Annotated in this window: 25 protein-coding genes; 18 read left to right on the forward strand and 7 right to left on the reverse strand. The window is 63.2% G+C overall.

The features are described 5' to 3' along the window. Positions 1-10: 10 nt before the first annotated feature. The 6 genes from coxB to J2X56_RS24925 all read left to right on the forward strand — a co-directional run bounded on the left by coxB (position 11) and on the right by J2X56_RS24925 (position 4,777). Complete coding sequence (coxB, locus tag J2X56_RS24900) at positions 11-1,171, forward strand: cytochrome c oxidase subunit II (RefSeq protein ID WP_121040496.1); 1,161 nt, start codon at positions 11-13, stop codon at positions 1,169-1,171. A gap of 18 nt (positions 1,172-1,189) precedes the next feature. After that, entirely contained in the window at positions 1,190-2,809 is a 1,620-nt protein-coding gene (gene ctaD / locus J2X56_RS24905; protein ID WP_310163625.1) for a cytochrome c oxidase subunit I, read from the forward strand. A gap of 49 nt (positions 2,810-2,858) precedes the next feature. Beyond that, a complete protein-coding gene (locus J2X56_RS24910) occupies positions 2,859-2,969 on the forward strand; it encodes a cytochrome oxidase small assembly protein (RefSeq protein WP_209532642.1) in 111 nt (36 codons plus the stop codon). Beyond that, positions 2,966-3,538, forward strand: coding sequence for a cytochrome c oxidase assembly protein (locus J2X56_RS24915; RefSeq protein WP_039783803.1), 573 nt, complete (start codon positions 2,966-2,968; stop codon positions 3,536-3,538). Before J2X56_RS24910 ends, J2X56_RS24915 begins: the two co-directional genes overlap by 4 nt. A gap of 73 nt (positions 3,539-3,611) precedes the next feature. Further along, positions 3,612-3,788 (forward strand): DUF2970 domain-containing protein, encoded by a 177-nt coding sequence (locus J2X56_RS24920; RefSeq protein ID WP_166675599.1) that lies wholly within the window; start codon positions 3,612-3,614, stop codon positions 3,786-3,788. A 128-nt stretch (positions 3,789-3,916) separates the two neighbouring features. Beyond that, positions 3,917-4,777 carry a cytochrome c oxidase subunit 3 gene (locus J2X56_RS24925; protein WP_034332705.1) on the forward strand — a complete coding sequence of 287 codons (861 nt, stop codon included), beginning with the start codon at positions 3,917-3,919 and terminating at the stop codon, positions 4,775-4,777. Between the two features lie 72 nt (positions 4,778-4,849). Here J2X56_RS24925 and J2X56_RS24930 read toward each other — a convergent pair whose 3' ends face one another. Then, a complete protein-coding gene (locus J2X56_RS24930; RefSeq protein WP_006461519.1) occupies positions 4,850-5,050 on the reverse strand; it encodes a twin transmembrane helix small protein in 201 nt (66 codons plus the stop codon). 108 nt (positions 5,051-5,158) lie between these two features. Between J2X56_RS24930 and J2X56_RS24935 the strand changes: the two genes are divergently transcribed. From J2X56_RS24935 to J2X56_RS24955, 5 genes are read left to right on the forward strand one after another with little or no spacing between them, the layout of a single operon-like run. Next, positions 5,159-5,875 carry an SURF1 family protein gene (locus J2X56_RS24935; protein WP_310163629.1) on the forward strand — a complete coding sequence of 239 codons (717 nt, stop codon included), beginning with the start codon at positions 5,159-5,161 and terminating at the stop codon, positions 5,873-5,875. Next, a complete protein-coding gene (locus J2X56_RS24940; protein ID WP_310163632.1) occupies positions 5,862-6,494 on the forward strand; it encodes a cytochrome C oxidase subunit I in 633 nt (210 codons plus the stop codon). Before J2X56_RS24935 ends, J2X56_RS24940 begins: the two co-directional genes overlap by 14 nt. 44 nt (positions 6,495-6,538) lie before the next feature. Then, a complete protein-coding gene (locus J2X56_RS24945) occupies positions 6,539-7,675 on the forward strand; it encodes a heme A synthase (protein ID WP_134136937.1) in 1,137 nt (378 codons plus the stop codon). Beyond that, entirely contained in the window at positions 7,672-8,565 is an 894-nt protein-coding gene (cyoE, locus tag J2X56_RS24950; protein ID WP_134136935.1) for a heme o synthase, read from the forward strand. The genes J2X56_RS24945 and cyoE overlap by 4 nt, the downstream gene beginning before the upstream one ends. Before the next feature lie 12 nt (positions 8,566-8,577). Beyond that, on the forward strand, positions 8,578-9,168 hold the full coding sequence (locus tag J2X56_RS24955) for an SCO family protein (protein ID WP_034332698.1): 591 nt from the start codon (positions 8,578-8,580) through the stop codon (positions 9,166-9,168). An 88-nt stretch (positions 9,169-9,256) separates the two neighbouring features. Here J2X56_RS24955 and rpoH read toward each other — a convergent pair whose 3' ends face one another. The 4 genes from rpoH to ftsY all read right to left on the reverse strand — a co-directional run bounded on the left by rpoH (position 9,257) and on the right by ftsY (position 13,553). Then, on the reverse strand, positions 9,257-10,156 hold the full coding sequence (gene rpoH, locus J2X56_RS24960; RefSeq protein WP_121040486.1) for an RNA polymerase sigma factor RpoH: 900 nt from the start codon (positions 10,154-10,156) through the stop codon (positions 9,257-9,259). Positions 10,157-10,715: 559 nt separating this feature from the next. Further along, positions 10,716-11,639 carry a permease-like cell division protein FtsX gene (gene ftsX, locus J2X56_RS24965; RefSeq protein ID WP_034330663.1) on the reverse strand — a complete coding sequence of 308 codons (924 nt, stop codon included), beginning with the start codon at positions 11,637-11,639 and terminating at the stop codon, positions 10,716-10,718. Further along, entirely contained in the window at positions 11,636-12,328 is a 693-nt protein-coding gene (locus J2X56_RS24970; protein WP_121040482.1) for a cell division ATP-binding protein FtsE, read from the reverse strand. Before J2X56_RS24970 ends, ftsX begins: the two co-directional genes overlap by 4 nt. A 4-nt stretch (positions 12,329-12,332) precedes the next feature. Then, complete coding sequence (ftsY, locus tag J2X56_RS24975; RefSeq protein ID WP_121040480.1) at positions 12,333-13,553, reverse strand: signal recognition particle-docking protein FtsY; 1,221 nt, start codon at positions 13,551-13,553, stop codon at positions 12,333-12,335. Between the two features lie 169 nt (positions 13,554-13,722). Between ftsY and J2X56_RS24980 the strand changes: the two genes are divergently transcribed. The 7 genes from J2X56_RS24980 to J2X56_RS25010 all read left to right on the forward strand — a co-directional run bounded on the left by J2X56_RS24980 (position 13,723) and on the right by J2X56_RS25010 (position 19,977). Beyond that, positions 13,723-15,102, forward strand: a complete 1,380-nt coding sequence (locus J2X56_RS24980; protein ID WP_121040478.1) for a pitrilysin family protein — start codon at positions 13,723-13,725, stop codon at positions 15,100-15,102. Positions 15,103-15,238: 136 nt separating this feature from the next. Beyond that, positions 15,239-15,898: a ParA family protein gene (locus J2X56_RS24985; RefSeq protein ID WP_121040476.1), complete on the forward strand. Its 660-nt coding sequence runs from the start codon at positions 15,239-15,241 to the stop codon at positions 15,896-15,898. Positions 15,899-15,935: 37 nt separating this feature from the next. Continuing rightward, complete coding sequence (locus tag J2X56_RS24990) at positions 15,936-17,258, forward strand: pitrilysin family protein (RefSeq protein WP_121040474.1); 1,323 nt, start codon at positions 15,936-15,938, stop codon at positions 17,256-17,258. Between the two features lie 95 nt (positions 17,259-17,353). Next, on the forward strand, positions 17,354-18,025 hold the full coding sequence (rsmD, locus tag J2X56_RS24995) for a 16S rRNA (guanine(966)-N(2))-methyltransferase RsmD (RefSeq protein WP_121040472.1): 672 nt from the start codon (positions 17,354-17,356) through the stop codon (positions 18,023-18,025). 36 nt (positions 18,026-18,061) lie between these two features. Next, entirely contained in the window at positions 18,062-18,544 is a 483-nt protein-coding gene (gene coaD, locus J2X56_RS25000; protein WP_006461533.1) for a pantetheine-phosphate adenylyltransferase, read from the forward strand. Positions 18,545-18,627: 83 nt separating this feature from the next. Then, on the forward strand, positions 18,628-18,888 hold the full coding sequence (locus J2X56_RS25005) for a YfhL family 4Fe-4S dicluster ferredoxin (RefSeq protein ID WP_034330680.1): 261 nt from the start codon (positions 18,628-18,630) through the stop codon (positions 18,886-18,888). A 201-nt stretch (positions 18,889-19,089) separates the two neighbouring features. Next, positions 19,090-19,977 carry a DMT family transporter gene (locus J2X56_RS25010; RefSeq protein WP_121040470.1) on the forward strand — a complete coding sequence of 296 codons (888 nt, stop codon included), beginning with the start codon at positions 19,090-19,092 and terminating at the stop codon, positions 19,975-19,977. An 8-nt stretch (positions 19,978-19,985) separates the two neighbouring features. Here the strand turns inward: J2X56_RS25010 and J2X56_RS25015 are convergent, their stop codons facing one another. Both J2X56_RS25015 and J2X56_RS25020 read right to left on the reverse strand, forming a co-directional pair. Beyond that, entirely contained in the window at positions 19,986-21,104 is a 1,119-nt protein-coding gene (locus J2X56_RS25015) for a sensor domain-containing diguanylate cyclase (protein ID WP_034330685.1), read from the reverse strand. A gap of 221 nt (positions 21,105-21,325) precedes the next feature. After that, positions 21,326-22,225 (reverse strand): SAM-dependent methyltransferase, encoded by a 900-nt coding sequence (locus tag J2X56_RS25020; protein ID WP_121040468.1) that lies wholly within the window; start codon positions 22,223-22,225, stop codon positions 21,326-21,328. Positions 22,226-22,369: the final 144 nt, after the last annotated feature.

The raw sequence follows: 22,369 nt of genomic DNA on the forward strand, positions 1-22,369 counted from the left end.
GAGGAAATCCATGAAACTTGCGAAGCGCCTTCAATCCTTGACCCTCGGTGCCTCGCTGCTGGCGGCCGGCTTGCCGGCCTGGGCAGTGGTGGATAGTCCGGGCGGACCGGCCGTGCTGCAGATGAATTTCCAGCCGCCGGTGACCAAGATCGCCGAGCAGATCTATGACCTGCACATCCTGATGCTGATCATCTGCCTGGTCATCTTCGTGGCGGTCTTCGGGGTGATGTTCTATTCCATCATCAAGCACCGCAAGTCGGTCGGCCACAAGCCCGCCAGCTTCCACGAAAGCACGACCGTGGAAATCGCCTGGACCGTGGTGCCCTTCCTGATCGTCATCGGCATGGCCCTGCCGGCCACCAAGACCGTGGTGGCCATGAAGGACACCTCCAACGCCGACCTCACCATCAAGGTCACCGGCATGCAGTGGAAGTGGGGGTATGACTACCTCAAGGGCGATGGTGAAGGCATCTCCTTCCTCTCCAGCTTGGCCACGCCGCGCGAGCAGGTCACCGATCCCACGCTGAAGAAAAACGACAACTACCTCATCGAGGTCGACAATCCGGTGGTGGTGCCCGTCAACAAGAAGGTGCGCATCGTCACCACTGCCAATGACGTGATCCACTCCTGGACCATCCCCGCTTTCGGCGTGAAGCAGGATGCGATTCCCGGCTTCGTGCGCGACACCTGGTTCCGCGCCGAGAAGATCGGTACCTATCGCGGCCAGTGCGTGGAATTGTGCGGCAAGGATCACGCCTTCATGCCCATCGTGGTCAACGTGGTCAGCGATGACGACTACAAGAAATGGGTCGAGGGCAAGAAGAAGGAAATGGCCGCCAAGGCCGATGATCCCAGCAAGGTCTGGACGGTGGATGAGCTCAAGCAGCGCGGCGAGAAGGTCTATGCGGCCAACTGCGTGGCCTGCCACCAGGCCAATGGCAAGGGCGTGCCGGGTGCCTTCCCGGCGCTCGATGGCAGCGCGATGGTCAATGGCCCCAAGGATGGCCAGATCCACATCCTGCTCAACGGCAAGAACGCCATGCCGGCCTGGAAGGGTGTCTTGAACGACACCGAAATCGCCGCCGTGATCACTTATACGCGCAACAGCTGGTCCAACAAGGCCCAGGAAAACATCGTGCAGCCGGCCGAAATCCTGGCCGCCCGCAAGTAATCGTTTGGAGAACCGGACATGACTACCACCGCCGATCACGCCCCCGATCATTCCCACGATCACGGGCATGGGCACGCTCACGATGACCACGCGCACGACCATCCGCACGGCTGGCGGCGCTGGCTCTTTGCCACCAATCACAAGGACATCGGTACGCTCTACCTGTGGTTCTCGTTCACCATGCTGCTCTCGGGCGGCGTGCTGGCGCTGTTGATCCGGGCCGAGCTGTTCCAGCCGGGCCTGCAGTTCTTCCGTCCTGAATTCTTCAACCAGTTGACCACCATGCACGGCCTGGTGATGGTGTTCGGTGCGATCATGCCGGCCTTCGTGGGCTTCGCCAACTGGATGATCCCGCTGCAGATCGGGGCGTCCGACATGGCCTTTGCGCGCATGAACAACTTCTCGTTCTGGCTGCTGCCGCCGGCCGCGCTCCTGCTGGCCGGTTCCTTCCTGGTGCCGGGCGGCGCCACCGCGGCCGGCTGGACGCTGTACGCACCGCTGTCGACCCAGATGGGCCCCGGCATGGACATGGGCATCTTCGCCATGCACATCATGGGTGCCTCTTCCATCATGGGTTCGATCAACATCATCGTCACCATCCTCAACATGCGCGCGCCCGGCATGACGCTGATGAAGATGCCCATGTTCTGCTGGACCTGGCTCATCACCGCCTACCTGCTGATTGCCGTGATGCCGGTGCTGGCCGGTGCCATCACCATGACGCTGACCGACCGTCACTTCGGCACCTCCTTCTTCAACGCTGCCGGCGGCGGTGACCCGGTGATGTACCAGCACATCTTCTGGTTCTTCGGCCACCCCGAGGTCTACATCATGATCCTGCCGGCCTTCGGCATCGTCTCGCAGATCATCCCGGCCTTCGCGCGCAAGCCGCTGTTCGGCTATGCCTCGATGGTGTATGCGACGGCCTCGATTGCGATCCTGTCCTTCATCGTCTGGGCGCACCACATGTTCACCACCGGCATGCCGGTGACCGCGCAGCTGTTCTTCATGTACGCCACCATGCTCATCGCCGTGCCCACCGGCGTGAAGATCTTCAACTGGATCGCCACCATGTGGCGCGGCTCCATGACCTTCGAGACGCCGATGCTGTTCTCGGTGGGCTTCATCTTCGTCTTCACCATGGGCGGCTTCACCGGCCTGATCCTGGCGGTGACCCCGATCGACATCCAGATGCAGGATACCTACTACGTGGTGGCCCACTTCCACTACGTGCTGGTGGCCGGTTCGCTCTTCGCGCTCTTCGCCGGCTACTACTACTGGGGCCCGAAGTGGACCGGCTTCATGCACAACGAATGGCGCGGCAAGTTCCACTTCTGGGCCTCGCTGATCACCTTCAACATCACCTTCTTCCCGATGCACTTCCTGGGGCTGGCGGGCATGCCGCGCCGCTATGCGGATTACCCGGCACAGTTCACCGACTTCAACATGGTGGCCTCCATCGGTGCCTTCGGGTTCGGGCTGTCGCAGGTGTACTTCCTGTTCTTCGTGGTGATCCCCTCGATCAAGGGTGGCAAGAAGGCGGAAGCCAAGCCCTGGGAAGGGGCAGAGGGCCTGGAATGGACCGTGCCCAGCCCGGCGCCTTTCCACACCTTCGAAGAACCGCCGGTGGTGAAGTAAACGCCTGTGGATAACACAAGTCATCGTCCCTAATGCAAAGGCAACCCTCATGACCGAACGCAAGAAACCCAACAACCTGCGCACCGGCCTCCTGCTGGGGCTGGTGGCGCTGGCCTTCTTCGTCGGCATCTTCATCAACCGCATCTGGTTCGCCAAATGAGCAGAGATGACGATCAGGTGGAAGAGACGACATCACGCGGCCTGAACCGTGTGATGTTCAGGAAGCTGCTGGTGGTGGCGGTGCTGATGTTCGGCTTTGGCTATGCGCTCATCCCGGTCTATCGCAAGATTTGCGAAGTGACCGGCGTGAACTTCCTCACGCCCAAGGATGTGACGGTGGAAGCGCCGGCCAATACGCAGATCGACAAGACGCGCACCATCACTGTGGAGTTCGATGGCAATGCCCAGGGACCGTGGCGCTTCCGCCCGACGGTGGCCAGCATGCAGGTGCACCCCGGCGAGATGACGCAGGTCACCTACGAAGTGGTCAACACCCAGCCGCGCAATGTGGATGCACAGGCCATCCCGAGCTATGCACCGCTGCAGTCGGCGGCCTTCTTCAAGAAGGTGGAGTGCTTCTGTTTCACGCAGCAGACATTGGGACCAAACCAGGCCAAGCAGATGCCGGTGGTGTTCTATATCGACCCCAAGCTGCCCAAGGAAGTGACCACGATCACGCTGTCCTATACCTTCTTCGAGATCAACGGCAAGGCCAAGACGGCGGGCTGACCAGCCCCGAGGAGCGGGTGTGAACGATGAGCTGAAACAGGCGGCCCGGCGCAAGGCCTCCTTCGGCGCGACGATGAAGGCGGTGTTCTGGTCCTTCTTCGGCGTGCGCAAGCGCAAGGATTACGAGTCGGATGCAGCACGGCTGAATCCGGTGCACGTCATCATCGCCGGCATTCTCGGTGCGGTGATCTTCGTGACCGTGCTGGTGAGCATCGTCAAGCTGGTGGTACGCAGCGCGGCAGGCGGATGAGACTGACCGAAAAAGAGCATTAAGGAAACGTAAACCCTGTATCGCAAGAGCATTCAACGCAGCTTAATGCCCATGTTTGCTGCTCTTGCCCAGGCCAGGACAATCGGATTTCGTACCGGGAGAAGAACATGAGTTCTCAACAAGCCAAGGCACCCCATTATTTCGTTCCAGGCCCGTCGCGCTGGCCGATGATGGCGGGCATTTCCATGCTCATCACCATGATCGGGGCTTCGGCCTGGGTCAATGGCGTCTCGTGGGCGCCCTACGTCAATATCCTCGGCATCCTGATGGTGCTGGTGGTGCTGTACTACTGGTTCGGGGATGCGATCCGCGAATCGGAGTCGGGCCTCTACAGCGAGCGCATCGACCTGTCCTATCGCTGGAGCATGAGCTGGTTCATCTTCTCGGAGGTGATGTTCTTCGCGGCCTTCTTCGGCGCGCTGTTCTATGCGCGCAGCATCACCATGCCGTGGCTGGCCGATCTGGACCACAAGGTGATCTGGCCCGACTTCACCGGCCAGTGGGGCAATGTCGGCCCGGCCGGCACGGTGGAGAATTTCACCACCATGGGTCCGTTCCCGATTCCGACCATCAACACCTTGCTGCTGCTGACCTCGGGCGTGACGCTGACCATCTCGCACCACGCCATGCGCGCCGGCCATCGCGCGCAGACGGCCGTGTGGCTGTTCCTGACCATCCTGCTGGGTGCGGTCTTCATGGGCTTCCAGGCTTATGAATACATCCACGCCTACAGCGAGCTCAACCTCAAGCTGACCTCCGGCATCTACGGCTCGACCTTCTTCATGCTGACCGGCTTCCACGGCTTCCACGTGACCATGGGCGCGATCATGCTGTCGGTGGTGCTCTATCGCGTACTGCGCGGGCACTTCACGCCTACGCATCACTTCGCCTTCGAAGGCGCGGCGTGGTACTGGCACTTCGTGGACGTGGTGTGGCTGGGCCTGTATGTGGTGGTGTACTGGCTGTAAGGCCCGCCCTGTCTGCGCAATGACAAAGCCGCACTTCGGTGCGGCTTTTTTGTGGGGTGCGTGCGGATGACATCATCGGATGCCGGTCGGCTGTATCCAGCCCAGCTTGTAGCTGAGGAGGATGAAGAGGAACAGCGCCACCGAGAAGCCGACCCGCAGCGTCAGCGCCTGGACCGTGCGATTGCTCTTGCCCTTGTCGCGCATCAGGAAGATCAGTGCCGAGGCCAGGCTGGCCAGGATCAGGATGAAGGCGATGGCGACGATGATTTTCATGAGGATGGAACCCTGTCTCCGAAGGCGTGCATGCGGTATGCTGCGACGCTGATGTGCAAGATTTTTTCTTGTCCTGTGTGCGCTTCATTGTAAGGCCAAACTTCATCGATGCCGACCCGATTCGTTTTTCGCCTCATCCCGTTTTGCGCCACGCTGCTCGTGGCTGCCGCCGGCATTGCGCTGGGCCAGTGGCAGACGCATCGCGCCGAGGAGAAGCTGGCCCTGCAGCAGCGCATGCAGGCGCGGGGAAGCGAGGCTCCTCTGAGTGCGCTGCCGGTTGATGCGAGCGATGCGGAGTTCCGACAGATCCGCCTGCGCGGCCACTATCTTGCGCAGTGGACGCTGTATCTGGAGAACCGCCCCTACAACGGTGTCGTTGGTTTCCATGTGCTCACGCTGTTCCAGCCCGAGGGCAGTGGACCGGCCGTGGTCGTGGCACGCGGCTGGGCCCCGCGCGATACTGCCGATCGCACGCGCGTGCCTCAGGTGCCGCCGCCATCGGGCGTTACCGAGGTGGAAGGCATCCTGCGTCGCGATGCCGGGCATGTGCTGCAACTGGGGACGGCCGATGCACCGCGTCTGCAAGCCATCCTGCAGAATCTCGATGTGCCGGCACTGGCCAAGGCCAGCGGTATAACGCTGGCACCGCTGGTGATCGAGCAGGGCGGGGCGGCGGGCGATACCTTGGTGCGCGACTGGCCCGCTCCGTCATTGGGTATCGATCGTCATCGCGGCTATGCCGTGCAGTGGTATGCACTGGCGGGCATGGCTCTTCTTTTTTTCATCGTGACAGGATACAAACGTGGTCGTCATGACAAAGCCTGAAGCTGAGCAATCCGCGCAAGCCGCATCCGTCGACGAGGCGCGCCGCCGCCGCATCGGCCGCTGGAAGATGCTGGCGGTGGTGGCCGTGTGTGCCGCACCGCTCATCGCTTCCTACCTCACCTATTACGTGATCAAGCCGCAGAGCCGCAACAACTATGGTGCGCTGATCGATCCGCGCCAGTATCCGATTCCGGATCTGGGCAGCAGTGCCATCGATGGCGGTCCGGCCAAGCTGCAGGATTACAAGGGCAAGTGGGTGATGCTGCAGGTCGATCGCGGCGACTGCGGCGAACCCTGCCAGAAGAAACTGTTGACCATGCGCCAGCTGCGGCTGATGCAAGGCAAGGAAATGGAGCGTATCGAGCGCGTGTGGCTGGTCACGGATCGCGCACCGATTGCGACTTTGCTCCTGCGCGAATTCGACGGAACCGATATCCTTCGGGTTGACGCTGGCAAATTGCAGTCCTGGTTGCCGGCCGATGCCGGCACCTCGGCCGAAGACCACATCTACCTGATCGACCCGCTGGGCAACCTGATGATGCGCTTCCCCAAGGACCCCGATCCCGGCAAGATGAAGAAGGACATTTCCAAATTGCTGCGCGCTTCCTCCATCGGCTGATGCGGATGGATCGCCTGCGCGCAGTGACGCACGTTTGACTCAAGATGAATGCAACGACGCTGATACAACTGGGCCTGACCGGGCTCGTGGTGGCCCTGATTCCCCTGGCGCTGGTGTGGCGCGCACAGGGCGTGGCCAACAAATACCGCAAGCTGGTGTGGGTGACGCTGTTCTTTACCTTCGACCTGATCATGTTCGGGGCCTTCACGCGCCTGACCGATTCGGGCCTCGGCTGTCCCGACTGGCCGGGCTGCTACAGCCATGCCAATCCGCTGCTGGCGCATGAGCACATCAATGCCGCGCAGGAAGCCATGCCGTTTGGTCCGGTGACCTGGGCCAAGGCCTGGATCGAAATGATCCACCGCTATTTCGCCATGGCCGTGGGCTTCCTCATCATCGTGCTGATGGTGGCCGCCTGGCGGCGCTGGATCAAGTCGGGCAAGACCGAACTGCAGTTCCGTCCCTGGTTCCCGACGGCGCTCCTGGGCTTCGTCTGCCTGCAGGGCGCCTTCGGTGCCTGGACCGTGACCATGAAGCTGCAGCCCATCATCGTCACCATCCACTTGCTGCTGGGCCTGACGCTCCTGGCCATGCTGGCCTGGCTGGGGGCGCGGCAGGAACCGCATGTGCCGGTCTCGCCCGCAGGCCGCGCGCTGGTCGTGCCGGCCACCATCGGCGCGGCCCTGCTGAGTTTGCAGATCGCGCTGGGCGGCTGGGTCAGCACCAATTACGCGGCGCTGGCCTGTTCCGATTTCCCGCTGTGCAATGGCAAGCTGGTGCCGGAGATGGACTTCGAACACGGCTTCACGCTCTGGCGCCACCTCGGCATGACCTCCTCGGGCGACTACCTGCCGGTGGAAGCGCTGACCGCGATCCACTGGGTGCATCGCAGTTTTGCCTTTGTCGTCATCTTGTATGTTGTATGGCTGGCACACCGCGCACTGCGTGATGAAGGCTTGCGCAAGACCGCCCGCTGGATGCTGACGGTGCTGGGTTTGCAGCTCTGTACTGGCCTGGCGACCATCTATCTGAACTGGCCGCTGGCCATTGCGGTGATCCACAACGGCGGCGCGGCGCTGCTGGTCATCCTGATGGTCATGTTAAACTACAAGGTCCGTTACGCACCCTCCGGCCTGGCCGCCGCTGCTCCACCAGCATCCGCCCGGCCCGTCACGCCATGACCACATTGACCGCCCAACCCAACCGCATCGCCCAGTACTGGGCACTGACCAAGCCGCGCGTGACGCAGCTGGCAGTGTTCTGTGCCGTGATCGGCATGTTCCTTTCCACGCCTGACCTGCCGGACTGGCACAAGGTCATCTTCGGCACGCTGGGCATCTGGCTGCTGGCCGGCGCGGCCTTCGCCATCAATTGCCTGGTCGAGCGCGAGATCGATTCGCGCATGGCGCGCACCGCCCGCCGTCCGATGGCGCGCGGCGAAATCACGGTGGGACAGACGCTGGTGTTCTCGGGCGTGCTGGGTGGCCTGGGCATGTGGGTCCTGTACAACCTGGTCAATCCGCTGACCATGTGGCTGACCTTCGCCACCTTCGTTGGCTACGCCATCATCTACACCATCATCCTGAAACCCGCGACCTCGCAGAACATCGTCATCGGCGGCCTGGCCGGCGCCATGCCGCCCGCGCTGGGCTGGGCGGCCATGGCCAATGACGTGCCGATGCAGGCCTGGGTGCTGGTGATGATCATCTTCATCTGGACCCCGCCGCATTTCTGGGCGCTGGCCATGTACCGCCGCGACGATTACGCCAAGTCCGGCCTGCCGATGCTGCCCATCACGCATGGCATGGAGGTCACCAAGCTGCACATCCTGATGTACACCATTGCACTGCTGGCGGTGAGCATGCTGCCCTTTGCCATCGGCATGAGCGGCCTGATCTACTTGGGCACGGCCATCGTGCTGGGCGCGATCTTCTTCTGGTATTCGTGGCAGATCTATCGCCACTACACCGACCTGATCGCGCGCAAGGCCTTTGCTTATTCGATCGTCTACCTGTCCATCCTGTTTGCGGTGCTGCTGGTGGACCATTACTTCCTGTTCCGCAGTTTCTGATTCCCTGAACGCATGAAACGATTCCTCTCGGCGCTGCTGCTGGCCGGCTGCGCAACGCTGCTGGCGGCCTGCGGGCCGTCCAAGCCTGAACTGAAGTTCAACAATACCGATGTCACCGGGCTGGATTACGCGAAGGACTTCGCACTGACCGACCACACCGGCAAGCCGCGCACTCTGGCCGATTTCAAGGGCAAGGTGGTGGTGATGTTCTTCGGCTATACGCAATGCCCGGACGTATGCCCGACCACCATGGTCGAGATGTCCAACGTGATGAAGGAACTGGGACCGGACGCCGACCGCGTGCAGGTGCTCTTCGTGACCGTCGATCCGGAGCGCGATACCCAGGAAGTGCTGGCGCAATACGTGCCGGCCTTCGACAAGCGTTTCCTTGGCTTGCGCGGCGACCTGCAGCAGACCGAGAAGGTGGCCAAGGAATTCAAGGTGTTCTACCAGAAGGTGCCGGGCAAGCAGCCGGGCAGCTATACGATGGATCACACGGCGGGCAGCTACGTATTTGATCCGCAGGGACACATCCGCCTGTTCGTCAAGCACGGACAAGGGCCGCAGACGCTGGCGCATGACATCAAGCTGCTGCTGTCGTGATGGCTTGAAACGATATAAATCGTTTGGATAAAAAGAAAGGCACCCGAGGGTGCCTTTTTCATTGCTGCTGACCTGAATGAAATCCGGATCAGGAGTAAGCCTGCAGCGCGGTCTTCATCTTCTTCAGCGCGACTGCTTCGATCTGGCGGATACGCTCGGCCGACACGCCGAACTCGTCAGCCAGTTCATGCAGGGTCGCACCCGAGCCGTCGTCATTGGCCAGCCAGCGGGCTTCGACGATGCGGCGCGAACGGTCATCCAGCTTGGACAGGGCCGCTTCCAGGCCTTCGGACTGCAGGCGGTCATATTGCTTGGCTTCGATCACGCGGGTCGGTTCCGAATTGTCGGAGGACAGGTAGGCGATGGGGGCGAACTTGTCATCTTCATCATCGGTGGGCGACTCGAGGGCGATGTCGCGACCGGACAGACGGGTTTCCATCTCGATCACTTCTTCGCGCTTGACGTCCAGGGTCTTGGCCAGGGCCTCGACCTGGGCCGGCGTCATCGCGTCCAGGCCTTCCTTGTGGCTGCGCAGGTTGAAGAACAGCTTGCGCTGGGCCTTGGTGGTCGCGACCTTCACGAGACGCCAGTTCTTCAGGATGTACTCGTGGATCTCGGCCTTGATCCAGTGCATGGCATAAGACACCAGACGCACGTTCTGGGCCGGGTCGAAGCGCTTGACGGCCTTCATCAGGCCGATATTGCCTTCCTGGATCAGGTCGGCGTGCGGCAGGCCGTAGCCGAGATAGCCACGGGCAATCGACACCACCAGGCGCAGGTGCGACAGCACCATCTTCTGAGCGGCGCCCAGGTCGTTCTTTTCACGCAGGTCGCGCGCCAGCTTGATCTCTTCTTCGTGGGTCAGCATGGGCAGGCGGTTCACTGCCGAGATATACGCGTCGATATTGCCCAGGCTGCCGGAAAAACCCAGCGCGAGCGCATTGGACTCGGCAGGCATGAGTGCAGTGTGTGCAGACGCAGTTTTCATGGATTCTCCTTGGTTCCTTTGCGGAAACAGTATGAAACGGTAGGAAGCGGATGCTTCGGTTGCCGGGGGCAATGTTGCCAACTTCCCCGGCGCGGCCAACATGGCCAGACGCTGTTTGGTGCAGTGCTCCGATAAAACTGGAGCAATTCAATAAGGTATTCTAGCACTCGTCACCCAAGAGTGCTAATTGCATGATGGTGCGGTGTTGATAGCCAAGAACTATTGCTGCTCAGCTAATCATTGCATTACTTCCCCTTCATATTAGTCGCCTTTGGGCGACAAAAGTTGCGATTGGGGTCAAAAGGGGGCCAGAAACTTGTAACACTTTTTTGCAGCGCGCCAAGTGAGGGGCAAGGCGCAGGAAATGGCCATCCTGCATTGGGAAGCTTCGGTGCTGGGGGGTGGTAAACCGGTCAAATGAACTTGGCTTCAAGTAGAAGACGATCTGACGCCGCTCTTATTGTATGGGCAGCAGGATCAGGTGAATGTTCCTGTCAAAAAAGGAAAGCCCGCATGAGCGGGCTTTCAGGCCAGGCGAACCGGATGGCTGAGCTGGCGCTCAAGCCTTCCTTGCCAACTGCCTGCGCACCGACAGCATCGCCCCGAACAAGCCCAACAAGCCGCTGATGGCCAGCAGCAGGCCGATGGCCATGGGGCTGGGCAGGGCCAGCTGGAATTCCGAGGCATACAGGTGGGCGAAATCCAGGATGGCTTCATTGAGCGGCTGCTGCGCCGCCACCACCAGCCCCAGCGCCACCGCGCCCGCACACAGGCCCAGCAGCGCGCCGGTGTAATAGAACGGACGATAGATGAAGGAATTGGTCGCCCCGAACAGCCGCGAGACCTCGATTTCGTCGCGCTGCGTCATGACCTGCAGGCGAATCGTGTTGAAAACGACCGCCACCACCACCGCCCCCAGCGTGATCCCCAGGAACAGCAGCACCAGCCGCAGGATGCGCAGCAGCGCCGCCAGGCGCTTGACCCATTCGGAATCGATCTGCACCGTATCCACGCCCGGCTGCTTCTTGAGCTGCTGGGCGATGTCATCCACCCGGCTGGCATTCATGGCGTTCTCGAAGCCGGGCAGGCGCACCACGTAGCTGTCCGGCAGCGGATTGCTGCCCAGCGTGGCCAGCACGTCGGCCAGGCCGGTCTTGCTCTTCATCGCATCGAAGGCTTTTTCGCGCGGGATGAACTCGACCTTGCCATTGGTGTTGCTGTCCTTCAACACCTGGCTGATGGTCTTGCCCACGGCCTGCGCGGCCTCGCGGCTGGCATCGGGTTTCATGAAGATGCTGATCTCCGGCTCCACCGACATCTGCTCCGAGATCGGGCGCACGTTTTCCAGCGCCGAGAGGCCGGCAAAGGGCAACGCCAGCGCAATCGAGACCACCAGCACGTTCAACAGGAAATTGCCCGGCGAGCGCAGCAGGTGGCGCAGGGCGTCCGCAATGGCGGCGAAATGCTGTCGGAGCCAGTTCATGGCGACACCTCCACGGGATTGGCCACGCCGTTGTGCCAGCCATCGACGATGCGGCCACGGTCCAGGTAGATGATGCGGTCGGCACCGGTGAGGAAATTTTCGTCGTGGGTCGAGATCAGGCAGGTCACGCCCACGCCGTGGAAGGATTTCAAGGCGGCCAGCACCTTGTTGGCATTGGCCCGGTCCAGATTGGCCGTCGGCTCGTCAGCCAGAATGATCTGCGGACGGTTGACGATGGCGCGTGCAATGGCCACGCGCTGCTGCTCACCGCCGGACAGTTCCAGCGGCTCGCACATGGCCTTCTCCAGCAGGTCGACCTTGTCGAGCGCGGCGCGGGCGCGCTTTTCCGCATCCGGGCGGGAAGAGCCGGTCACGATCAGCGGCAGCATCACGTTGGCCAGCAGATTGCGGTCCAGCAACAGCTTCTGCTGCTGGAAGATCAGCCCCAGGTTGCGCCGCAGGTAGGGCAGGCCGGAAGGTTTCAAGCCCGCGATGTCGGTGCCGCTGACGGTGAGCTTGCCCGAAGTGGGCCGCTCGATGGCCGCGATCATCTTCAGCAGCGTGGACTTGCCGGCACCGGAAGGGCCGGCCAAAAAGATCAATTCGCCCTTCTTCACCGACAACGTAATGTCGCGCAGGGCATAGACCTCGCGCGCGTATTGCTTGGAAACCCGGGTAAATTCAATCATCGGTTCAACTCAGGAGGGCATCGACGAATTCGGTGGCATTGAACGGCTGCAGGTCTTCGATCTTCTCGCCCACGCCGATGAAGTACAGCGGCACCGGGCGGGTCTTGGCGATGGCGGCCAGGATGCCGCCCTTGGCGGTGCCATCCAGCTTGGTCACCACCAGGCCGGTCAGCCCCAGCGCATCATCGAAGGCCTTGACCTGGGCCAGCGCATTCTGGCCGGTGTTGCCGTCGATGACCAGCAGCACTTCATGCGGTGCGGAGTTCATCGCCTTGGCAATGACCCGCTTGATCTTCTTGAGTTCATCCATCAGGTGCAATTGCGTCGGCAGGCGGCCGGCGGTATCGACCATCACCACATGGGTGCCGCGCGCTTGCGCCGAATGCACCGAGTCATAGGCGACGGCGGCCGGATCGCCGGATTCCTGCGCGATCACCTGGACGTTGTTGCGCTCGCCCCAGACCGCCAGCTGCTCGCGGGCGGCTGCGCGGAAGGTGTCGCCGGCGGCCAGCAGTACCGACTGGCCGTGCGCCTGCAGATGCAGGGCCAGCTTGCCGATGGTGGTGGTCTTGCCGGCACCGTTGACGCCGGCAATCATCATCACCAGCGGCTTGTCGCGGCCCAGCACCAGCGGGCGCTGCAGCGGCTGCAGCAGGTCGATCAGCAGGGTGCGCAGGGCGGTGCGCACCTGGGCGGCTTCGGTCAGGCGCTCGTTTTTGACTTTTTTCTTCAGCTCGGCCAGCAGCCACTGGGTGGCTTCCACGCCGGCGTCCGATACCAGCAGGGCCGATTCCAGTTCCTCGTACAAGTCTTCATCGATGCGCGCACCCACGAACAGCGTGGTCAGGTTGCTCGAGGTCTTGGACAGCCCGGCCTTCAGGCGCGACAGCCACGAGCGCTTGACCTCGGGCGCCGGTTCCGGCGCGGCGACGATCTCGACTTCTTCGGCGGACTCTTCGATGGCGGCCACCGGCTCCGGGGGGGCGGCCGGGGCAGTCAAGGGTTGGGGCACAGGCTCCGGGTCAGCGATCGGCGTCGGGGCTGGCGGTGCTACCGGTGCAGGCGCGGCAACTGGTGGCTGAACCGCAGCGGGAGCGGCAGGAGCAGGAGCAACGGATTCAGTCGGGGGCGGAACCACCGGGGCCGGCTGGGCTGCCGGTTCGGCCTGGGGCGGCAGCGCGGGTTGCGCTTCCGGTTTGGGTTTTCTTTTGAAAAAACTGAACATCGGATGGCGGATAGGCTGGATGGTAGCTGCGGCCGGGGCGGGGGAGGGCGGGACGGCAGGCGCGTGGCTGCCCTGACAACCGCAGTGGACAGGTTACAATTGCCCTTCCACAAGACCCGCGCATGGCCGCCAGGGTCAATGAATCCTGCATTTTATCAGAGCACAGCCCATGAAATCGAAGATCAGAGCCCTCCTGGCCACCGCCCTGCTGAGCCTCCTGGCCGCTACGGCGGCGCAGGTGCGGGCCGAGCCGGCGCGCGAATTCGTGCTGGCCAACGGCATGAAAGTGGTCGTCAAGGAAGACCGGCGCGCCCCCACGGCGGTGCAGATGGTCTGGTACAAGGTCGGCAGCATCGATGAACTCAACGGCACCACCGGGGTATCGCATGCGCTGGAACACATGATGTTCAAGGGCACCAAGAACCACAAGGTCGGCGAATTCAGCCGCCTGGTGGCCGAGCTGGGCGGGCAGGAAAACGCCTTCACCGCCAATGACTTCACCGCCTACTTCCAGCAGATCGAAAAGAGCCATCTGGAAAAGGTGATGGCGCTCGAAGCCGACCGCATGGCCAACCTGCAATTCGACGCCAAGGAATTCGCCAAGGAAATCCGCGTCATCATGGAAGAACGCCGCTGGCGCACCGATGACCAGCCCATGGGCCTGCTGAATGAAGCCCTGAACGCCGCCGCCTGGACCGCCCACCCCTATCACCACCCCGTGGTCGGCTGGATGGACGACCTGCAGCACATGACGGTGCAGGACATCGCCGGCTGGTATCGCCAGTGGTACGCCCCCAACAACGCCACCCTGGTGGTGGCCGGGGACGTCGACGCCCAGCGCGTGCTGGCCCTGGCCAAAAAATATTTCGGCAAGATCCCGTCCCACCCCGTGCCCCAGGGCAAGCCGCAGAACGAGCCCGAGCAGCTGGGCTTGCGCCGCGTCACCGTCAAGGCACCGGCTGAAAATCCTTATGTGGTGATGGCCTGGAAGGTGCCCGCCCTGCGCAATGTGGAAGCCGACCAGGAAGCCTACGCCCTCGACGTGCTCTCCGCCGTGCTGGATGGCTATGACAATGCCCGCCTGACAGCCAACCTGATCCGCACCGCCAGCCAGGCCACTGCAGTCGGTGCCAGCTACAGCGGTGTAGCACGCGGCCCGGTGCTGTTCACGCTGGAAGGCAGCCCGGCCAACGGCGTTTCCACCGAACAGCTGGAAGGCCTGCTGCGCGCCGAAGTGCAGCGCATCGCCAGCGAAGGCGTCTCCGAGCAGGAACTGCAGCGCGTCAAGACGCAACTGATCGCCTCGCAGGTCTACAAGCGCGATTCCGTTTTCGGCCAGGCCATGGAGATCGGCATGATGGAAACCACCGGCCTGGGCCAGAAGAACATCGACCGCATCATCGACCGCCTCAAAAGCGTGACCGCCGCCCAGGTGCAGGCGGTGGCCCAGAAATACTTCAAGGACGATACGCTCACGGTCGCCACGCTGGTCCCGCTGCCGCTGAACGGCAAGAAGCCCGCCGCGCCGCCGCCCGGCCTGTTGCATTGAGGATTGACGTTTTTTGCACCATTAAGCCGGGGTGAATGCTGTATCGAACGGCATTAACGACGGCTTAATGGGATGTCCAAGTCGCTGAGTTCTTCCTTTTCTGATCGATCGGCTTCTGTTCTTTACGGAGAAAACCATGCCCGTCATCGTCGTCGCCAACCCCAAGGGAGGCGTAGGCAAGACCACCCTGGCCACCAACCTGGCCGGTTATTTCGCCAGCCTTGGCCATGCCGTCATGCTGGGCGACATCGACCGCCAGCAGTCTTCGCGTGCCTGGCTGTCGATCCGTCCGGAGCAGGCGCGCCCCATCAGCACCTGGGACATCAACGAGGACTACGTCGCCAAGCCCCCCAAGGGCAGCACCCACGTGGTGCTGGACACGCCCGCCGGGCTGCATGGCTGGCGTCTCAACGATACCCTCAAGCTGGCCGACAAGATCCTGGTGCCGCTGCAGCCCTCGATTTTCGACATCCTGGCCACCCAGGATTTCCTGCGCCGCCTGGCCAATGAAAAGGCGGTACGCGATGGCGAGATCGATGTCGGCATCGTCGGCATGCGGGTCGATGCCCGCACCCGCTCGGCCGAGCAGCTGCAGCGCTTCATCGAGGGCCTGAAGCTGCCGGTGCTGGGCCATCTGCGCGATACCCAGAACTACGTGCAACTGGCCGCGCACGGCCTGACCCTGTGGGATATCGCGCCTTCGCGCGTGCAGCGCGATCTCGACCAGTGGCAGCCCATCCTGCAGTGGCTGGGCGGGCAGCCCGCCGCTGCACCTGAACCTGAACAGAACGCCTGACATCACGCTTGCCCCGTCGCTTTCGATTTCCGTTTCCATGAAAAAAATTCTTCCTCTCCTGCTGCTCCCGCTGGCCTTCCTCTGCAGCGCTCCCGCTTCGGCGGCCCTGGCCATCCAGTCCTGGACCCAGCCCGATGGCGCGCGCGTGCTGTTCGTGGCCAATCACTCCATTCCCATGCTGGATGTGAGCGTGCAGTTCGATGCCGGCCAGCGCCGTGATCCCGCCGCCAAGGCCGGCCTGGCCGAGCTGACCGTGGCCAGCCTCACGCGCGGCGTGGAGGCCGCCAACGGCGCGCCGGCGCTCACCGAAGCCCAGATCCTCGACGGCTTTGCCGATGTCGCCGCCCAGCAGCAGGGCGGGGCCGGGCAGGACCGTGCCGGCGTGAGCCTGCGCAGCCTGTCCTCGCCCGCCGAGCGCGATGTCGCACTGGGTTTGCTGGGCCGCATGCTGGCCCATCCGGCCTTCCCGCAGGCGGGCCTGGAGCGTGACCGTGCGCTGGCCATCGCCAATCTGAAGGAAGAACTGACCAAGCCCGAAACCATCGCCGAGAAGGCCTTCATGGAAGCCGCCTACGGCAGCCATCCCTATGCCGTCGATGCCAGCGAAGCCAGTCTGCAGGCCATCACCCGTGAGGACCTGCTGGCCTTCCATCGCGCCCACTACGTGGCCAACCGCGCCGTGATTGCCCTGATCGGCGACATCACCGAAGCGCAGGCGCGCAGCATCGCCAGCGCCCTCACGCGTGAACTGCCGCAGGGCAGCGCCTTGCCGGCCCTGCCGCAAGTGGCTGCGCCCAAGGGCGTGGAGCGCCGCATCGCCCATCCGGCTTCGCAATCGCACATCCTCATCGGTGCCCCGGCCATCCAGCGCGGCGACAATGATTTCTTCGCGCTCACGGTGGGCAACTACGTGCTGGGCGGCGGCGGTTTCGTCTCGCGCCTGACCGATGAAGTGCGCGAGAAGCGCGGTCTCAGCTACAGCGTCTACAGTTATTTCTCGCCGCTGGCGCAGCCGGGTCCGTTCCAGATCGGCCTGCAGACCAAGAAGGAGCAGACCGCCGAAGCTCTGCGCGTGACCCGCGCCACGCTGGACAAATTCCTGCAGGAAGGCCCGACCGCCGCCGAACTGAAGGCCGCCAAGGACAACCTCGCCGGTGGCTTCGCGCTGCGCATCGACAGCAATGCCAAGCTGCTGGAGAACCTCTCGGTGATCGGCTTCTATGGCCTGCCGCTGGATTACCTGGACCACTGGATCGAACGCATCCGCGCGGTGAGCGTGCAGGATGTGCGTGCGGCCTTCCGCAAGCATGTGCATCCGGAAGAATTGTCCACCGTCATCGTCGGTGAAGCCGCCGAGTAAATCGCCGGGTAAATCGTTTAGTCCATTTGTTCATTTGAGAATCACGGGATCCACCGATCCCGTCGACGGCCCCGCCGTCAGCAGCAAGGAAAGTCATGCGCAAGAGCAGTCCCCCCTCCCATGGCGCGCCCTCCAAGGGCGGCAAGCCATCCCGGCCCGTCAACCGTGGCCCGCACCAGGTGCGCATCATCGGCGGCCAGTGGAAGCGCACGCCGCTGCCGGTGCTGGACGCCGAAGGCCTGCGTCCCACGCCCGACCGCGTGCGCGAGACCGTCTTCAACTGGATCACCCATCTCATCGATGGCGCCTGGGAGCAAGTGGCCTGCCTGGATCTCTTCGCCGGCTCCGGCGCCCTCGGTTTCGAAGCCGCCAGCCGTGGCGCGCGCCGCGTGGTGATGGTGGAAAACAGCAGCCCGGCCGTGCGCCAGCTGGAAGCCAACCGCGACAAGCTCAAGGCCGACAAGCTGGCCATCGTCCGTGGCGACGCCCTGGCCGCCGTGCAGAGCGCGGCCCAGCGCGAGCCCGCGGGCTACGGCCTGGTCTTCATCGATCCGCCGTATCACCAGGGCTGGCTGGAAAAAGTGTTGCCAGCCTGCATGCCTTTGCTCACGCCCTCCGGACTGGTCTATGCCGAAGCCGAATATCCGCTCGACGGCGAGCAGGCCCCCGAATGGATGCAGGACTGGGAAGTGGTCCGCGCCGACAAGGCCGGCATGGTCTTCTATCATTTATTGCAACGCAAAAGCGGCACCCAAATTGAGGCATAATGCGCCTTCTGATTCAATAGCCGGAGAGGAGACACCATGGTCACAGCTGTATATCCGGGGACATTCGATCCGTTGACGCGCGGTCATGAGGACCTGGTCCGCCGCGCTTCCGGATTGTTCGACAAGCTGGTCGTGGGCGTAGCCGACAGCAAGAACAAGAAGCCCTTCTTTTCGCTCGAAGAGCGCCTGTCGATTGCCAACGAAGTGCTGGGGCATTATCCCAATGTGCAGGTGGAGAGCTTCTCGGGCCTCTTGAAGGATTTCGTGCGCCAGAACAATGCGCGCGTCATCGTGCGCGGCCTGCGCGCGGTCTCGGACTTCGAATACGAATTCCAGATGGCCGGCATGAACCGCTACCTGCTGCCGGACGTGGAAACGCTGTTCCTGACCCCGTCCGACCAGTACCAGTTCATCTCCGGCACCATCGTGCGCGAGATTGCGCAGCTGGGCGGCGATGTGTCCAAGTTCGTGTTCCCCTCGGTAGAGAAGTGGCTCAAGGAAAAGATCGCCAAGCAATGATGCCGGCGATGGTCAGGATTCAAGCCAGGCAACAGGCAAGCAAAAGGTAGTGCAATGATGTTTCAAGCAAGCGAGGTGCGGCAATGGCACTGATGATTACCGACGATTGCATCAACTGCGACGTCTGCGAACCGGAATGTCCCAACGAGGCCATCTACATGGGGCCGCAGATCTACGAGATCGATCCGGACAAATGCACCGAATGCGTGGGCCATTTCGAGGAGCCGCAGTGCCAGCAGGTCTGCCCGGTGGCCTGCATCCCCTTCAACCCGGCCTGGCGCGAAAGCCGCGAGCAGTTGATGGACAAGTACGAACGCCTGCAGGCCGAGGCCAAGCGCAGCTGATCGTCCGGCTGCGGCCGTGCTGCAATTCAATGCCGTTCAGTGCTGCACTGAACGGCATTTTGATTTTGTTAATGCTCCTGGTGTGGAGCATTAAGCCTGGATTAATACCCGCTATCAGCGCCGGCCAACCACCGTCTGCCACTGCGCACGTACATTGGCTTGCCTGCCGGATTGACTGACGCGCCTCCTCCTGAACACGACATGCACTCCCTTCCCAAATCCGCCGTCGCCGCCTTGCTGCTCAACACCTTCATCTGGGGCCTGTCCTGGACCGGCACGCGCGCGCTGGAAGGCATGGGCCTGCATCCGGTCTGGGCCACGGCCGCCATCTTCAGCGGCTGTGCGCTCTTGCTGCTGACCCTGCGCCATCGCGAACTGCCGCTGCTGTGGCGCCATCCGGCCCTGCTGGGCGTGGGGCTGGCCACGGGGCTGACCAATGCCTCCTTCAACATGGCGGTGGCCTATGGCGACGTGGTGCGGGTGATCCTGCTGTTCTACCTGATGCCGGTGTGGACCGTGATCCTGGCGCGCCTGGTGCTGCACGAAGCCATCACCCCGCGTTCGCTGGCACGCGTGGCCCTGGGATTGGGGGGCGCCTTCATCGTGCTGTACCAGCCGCGCCTGGGCCTGCCGCTGCCGCAGAGCCTGCCGGACTGGATGGCGGTGGCCTCGGGCCTGCTGTTTGCGGTGACCAACGTGCTGTTGCGCCGCCTGCACGGTTTCTCCGATGGCACGCGGGCGGTGGCGATGCTGGTGGGTAGCGGGGTCTTTGCCAGCCTGCTGGGCGTGGTGCTGTCGGTGGCCGGGGTGGTGGCCTGGCCGCTGCCCCTGCCGGTGGCAGCCGCGCCGGTGGTGGCGTTGTGGGCGGTACTGTTCCTGGTGTCGAACCTGAGCCTGCAATATGGCGTGGCGCGCTTGCCGGCCAACATCGCGGCCGTCATCATGCTGGCCGAAATCCTGGTGGCGACCTTCTCGGCCTGGATGCTGGGCGCGGCCGAGCTGCGGCCACAGGATCTGATCGGCGGCGTACTCATCATCGCCGCCCCCTGGATCGTCCGCGACCGCCGGGTGGCGGCGCAGCCGGCCTGATCAGTCGCTCATTCGGCCGGTGCCAGCATGACCCGGTTGCGGCCGGCTTCCTTGGCCTGGTAGAGCGCCTGGTCGGCGGCCTTGAGCATGGCCTGCTTGACCTCGGCGGCGGGACGGCTGCGGTCGGGCGGTGACAGCGAGGCCGCGCCGATGGAGGCGCTGATGCGCAGCGGATCGCGCGAGCCTTCAATCATTACGCCACGACTGCAGATGCCGGCGCGGATACGTTCGGCGATGCGTGCTGCGTCGTCCCGCGTGGCGTGCGTGAGCAGGACCACGAACTCTTCCCCGCCGAAGCGGCCCAGCGCATCCGACAGGCGCAGTTCCTTCTTGATGCGCGCGGCCACTTCTCGCAGCACATCGTCGCCGCTCTGGTGGCCGAACTGGTCGTTGACGCGCTTGAAATGGTCGATGTCGATGAACAGGCAAGACAGTGCCGAGCGGTCACGCTGGCTGCGTGCCACTTCTTCCTGCATGCGCTGCTCGATGTAGCGGCGGTTGTTCACGCCGGTCAGCGGATCGGTGAGGCCGATGTGCTTGAGGCGTTCGTTGTTGATGACGTTTTCCAGGCATATGGCCGCCACGGTCGCCAGCCGCTGGATGAAGTCGGTGGCCAGGCTGCGGGTGAAGCGCTCGGCGTAGGCGCTGCCCAGCGACAGGTAGCCCAGCAGCCGGTGCTGGCGCACCAGCGGCAGCACCGCCACGCTCACCGGCTGGTAATGCGGGAACAGCGCGCCGTGCAGCGCCGGCACGTACTGGCCCAGGCGCGGTTTTTCGTCGTCCAGCGGGCCATCCTCGTCGATGAAGTGCAGCGGGGCCTTCAGGAACAGCAGCTTGGGGAATTCGTTCACGCCGATCTGCAGGTCGCGCAGGATGCGCTGGATCGCGTAGTCGCCATCGATCAGGGACAGCGTCACCGTCTCCAGGCTGAACACGCCGGGCATCACGGTCAGGATGACGTCAATCAGTTCGCGGAATTCGCTGGCGCCGATCAGTTTCAGGTCGAAGGCCTGATGGCGTTCGATGATGGACTGGTTGATGTGCGCCTGCTGCAGCAGCTCCTGCAGCTCGCTCCTCAGTTGCTCGTTGTCGGCAATCAGCGATTCCATATCGATGGTGGCTTTCATGTGCTCATCTGCATTTTCCGGCGTCCGGCCGGCCCCTTGCCCAATCCGGTTGCCCGGTCTCCCTGCGGCCGCGAAGTCGCGCGTGCGGCCTGACTGCCTGTATTGCGATTGCCGTGATCCGATCCGACGTTATCGGCAGGGACGGCGGCAAATGAAGCCCGTCCCGCTGTCATTCCTGTGCAGCAAGAAGCGTTCCCGTCCGCTTGCCTGCTGGCGCCGGCTCAGGCGGCCAGGGGCGCGAAGAAGCGCTCGCCCATCTCTTCCAGCCCCAGCGTGCGCAGCACTTCCTGCAGGCGCTCGGCCGGACGGCGGCGCGGCAGGTCGCGGTATTGCGCAATGATCAACTCATTCTTCATCGAATGTTCCCAGCCCACCAGCTCGGTCACGCTGACCTTGTAGCCATGCGCTTCCAGCTGCAGGCAACGCAGCACGTTGGTGACCTGGCTGCCGAATTCGCGCGTGTGCAGCGGATGGCGCCAGATCTCGGTGAGCGAATTGGCAAGCGACTTGCCCTTGTTGCGATTGAGCACCGAGGCCACTTCGGCCTGGCAGCACGGCACCAGCACGATGAAGCGCGCCTGTTTGGCCAGCGCGAAATGGATGGCGTCATCGGTGGCGGTATCGCAGGCGTGCAGGGCGGTGACGACGTCAATCTTTTCCGGCAGGCTGGGCGAGGTGATGGAATCGGCCACCGACAGGTTCAGGAAGGACATGCCGCCGAAGCCCAGGCGTGCGGCCAGTTCTTCGGACTTGCGCACCAGCTCTTCGCGCGTTTCGATGCCGTAGATGCGCGGTGCCCCTTGCAGGCTTTTGAAGAACAGGTCGTAGAGGATGAAGCCGAGATAGGATTTGCCCGCGCCATGGTCGACCAGGCTCACGTCGGGATGATCGTCCAGCACTTCCTGCAGCAGCGGTTCGATGAACTGGTAGAGGTGATAGACCTGTTTCAGTTTGCGGCGGCTGTCCTGGTTCAGCTTGCCGTCGCGCGTGAGGATGTGGAGTTCCTTGAGCAGTTCGATGGACTGGCCGGGGCGGATCTCATGCGCCTGCGGGGCGCTCTCGGCAGTGGGTTTGGCCCGGTTCGGCTGGCGGCCGGGGGCGCTGTTGGCTTGCTTGCTCATGATGCTGCACTGGCGAAGGGCCGGCGCGCAGGCCGGCGGGGTGGATTCGGGGGCAGGGCGGCGAGCTCCGGAGCTCGGCAAAGGCCTGCCGTGGCCGGGCATTTTACCCGATCCCGATGTCAGCTTCGTTAAGTGCTGCTGCCG

Origin of the sequence: Herbaspirillum sp. 1173, assembly GCF_031455335.1 — a bacterium.
GTDB classification, from domain to species: domain Bacteria; phylum Pseudomonadota; class Gammaproteobacteria; order Burkholderiales; family Burkholderiaceae_D; genus Herbaspirillum; species Herbaspirillum huttiense.

What these genes read in the sequence shown, in the direction of transcription:
- coxB (WP_121040496.1), top strand. Translation starts at nt 11, where the DNA reads ATGAAACTTGCGAAGCGCCTTCAATCCTTGACCCTCGGTGCCTCGCTG.
- ctaD (WP_310163625.1), top strand. Translation starts at nt 1,190, where the DNA reads ATGACTACCACCGCCGATCACGCCCCCGATCATTCCCACGATCACGGG.
- J2X56_RS24910 (WP_209532642.1), top strand. Translation starts at nt 2,859, where the DNA reads ATGACCGAACGCAAGAAACCCAACAACCTGCGCACCGGCCTCCTGCTG.
- J2X56_RS24915 (WP_039783803.1), top strand. Translation starts at nt 2,966, where the DNA reads ATGAGCAGAGATGACGATCAGGTGGAAGAGACGACATCACGCGGCCTG.
- J2X56_RS24920 (WP_166675599.1), top strand. Translation starts at nt 3,612, where the DNA reads ATGAAGGCGGTGTTCTGGTCCTTCTTCGGCGTGCGCAAGCGCAAGGAT.
- J2X56_RS24925 (WP_034332705.1), top strand. Translation starts at nt 3,917, where the DNA reads ATGAGTTCTCAACAAGCCAAGGCACCCCATTATTTCGTTCCAGGCCCG.
- J2X56_RS24930 (WP_006461519.1), bottom strand. Translation starts at nt 5,050, where the DNA reads ATGAAAATCATCGTCGCCATCGCCTTCATCCTGATCCTGGCCAGCCTG.
- J2X56_RS24935 (WP_310163629.1), top strand. Translation starts at nt 5,159, where the DNA reads ATGCCGACCCGATTCGTTTTTCGCCTCATCCCGTTTTGCGCCACGCTG.
- J2X56_RS24940 (WP_310163632.1), top strand. Translation starts at nt 5,862, where the DNA reads ATGACAAAGCCTGAAGCTGAGCAATCCGCGCAAGCCGCATCCGTCGAC.
- J2X56_RS24945 (WP_134136937.1), top strand. Translation starts at nt 6,539, where the DNA reads ATGAATGCAACGACGCTGATACAACTGGGCCTGACCGGGCTCGTGGTG.
- cyoE (WP_134136935.1), top strand. Translation starts at nt 7,672, where the DNA reads ATGACCACATTGACCGCCCAACCCAACCGCATCGCCCAGTACTGGGCA.
- J2X56_RS24955 (WP_034332698.1), top strand. Translation starts at nt 8,578, where the DNA reads ATGAAACGATTCCTCTCGGCGCTGCTGCTGGCCGGCTGCGCAACGCTG.
- rpoH (WP_121040486.1), bottom strand. Translation starts at nt 10,156, where the DNA reads ATGAAAACTGCGTCTGCACACACTGCACTCATGCCTGCCGAGTCCAAT.
- ftsX (WP_034330663.1), bottom strand. Translation starts at nt 11,639, where the DNA reads ATGAACTGGCTCCGACAGCATTTCGCCGCCATTGCGGACGCCCTGCGC.
- J2X56_RS24970 (WP_121040482.1), bottom strand. Translation starts at nt 12,328, where the DNA reads ATGATTGAATTTACCCGGGTTTCCAAGCAATACGCGCGCGAGGTCTAT.
- ftsY (WP_121040480.1), bottom strand. Translation starts at nt 13,553, where the DNA reads ATGTTCAGTTTTTTCAAAAGAAAACCCAAACCGGAAGCGCAACCCGCG.
- J2X56_RS24980 (WP_121040478.1), top strand. Translation starts at nt 13,723, where the DNA reads ATGAAATCGAAGATCAGAGCCCTCCTGGCCACCGCCCTGCTGAGCCTC.
- J2X56_RS24985 (WP_121040476.1), top strand. Translation starts at nt 15,239, where the DNA reads ATGCCCGTCATCGTCGTCGCCAACCCCAAGGGAGGCGTAGGCAAGACC.
- J2X56_RS24990 (WP_121040474.1), top strand. Translation starts at nt 15,936, where the DNA reads ATGAAAAAAATTCTTCCTCTCCTGCTGCTCCCGCTGGCCTTCCTCTGC.
- rsmD (WP_121040472.1), top strand. Translation starts at nt 17,354, where the DNA reads ATGCGCAAGAGCAGTCCCCCCTCCCATGGCGCGCCCTCCAAGGGCGGC.
- coaD (WP_006461533.1), top strand. Translation starts at nt 18,062, where the DNA reads ATGGTCACAGCTGTATATCCGGGGACATTCGATCCGTTGACGCGCGGT.
- J2X56_RS25005 (WP_034330680.1), top strand. Translation starts at nt 18,628, where the DNA reads ATGGCACTGATGATTACCGACGATTGCATCAACTGCGACGTCTGCGAA.
- J2X56_RS25010 (WP_121040470.1), top strand. Translation starts at nt 19,090, where the DNA reads ATGCACTCCCTTCCCAAATCCGCCGTCGCCGCCTTGCTGCTCAACACC.
- J2X56_RS25015 (WP_034330685.1), bottom strand. Translation starts at nt 21,104, where the DNA reads ATGAAAGCCACCATCGATATGGAATCGCTGATTGCCGACAACGAGCAA.
- J2X56_RS25020 (WP_121040468.1), bottom strand. Translation starts at nt 22,225, where the DNA reads ATGAGCAAGCAAGCCAACAGCGCCCCCGGCCGCCAGCCGAACCGGGCC.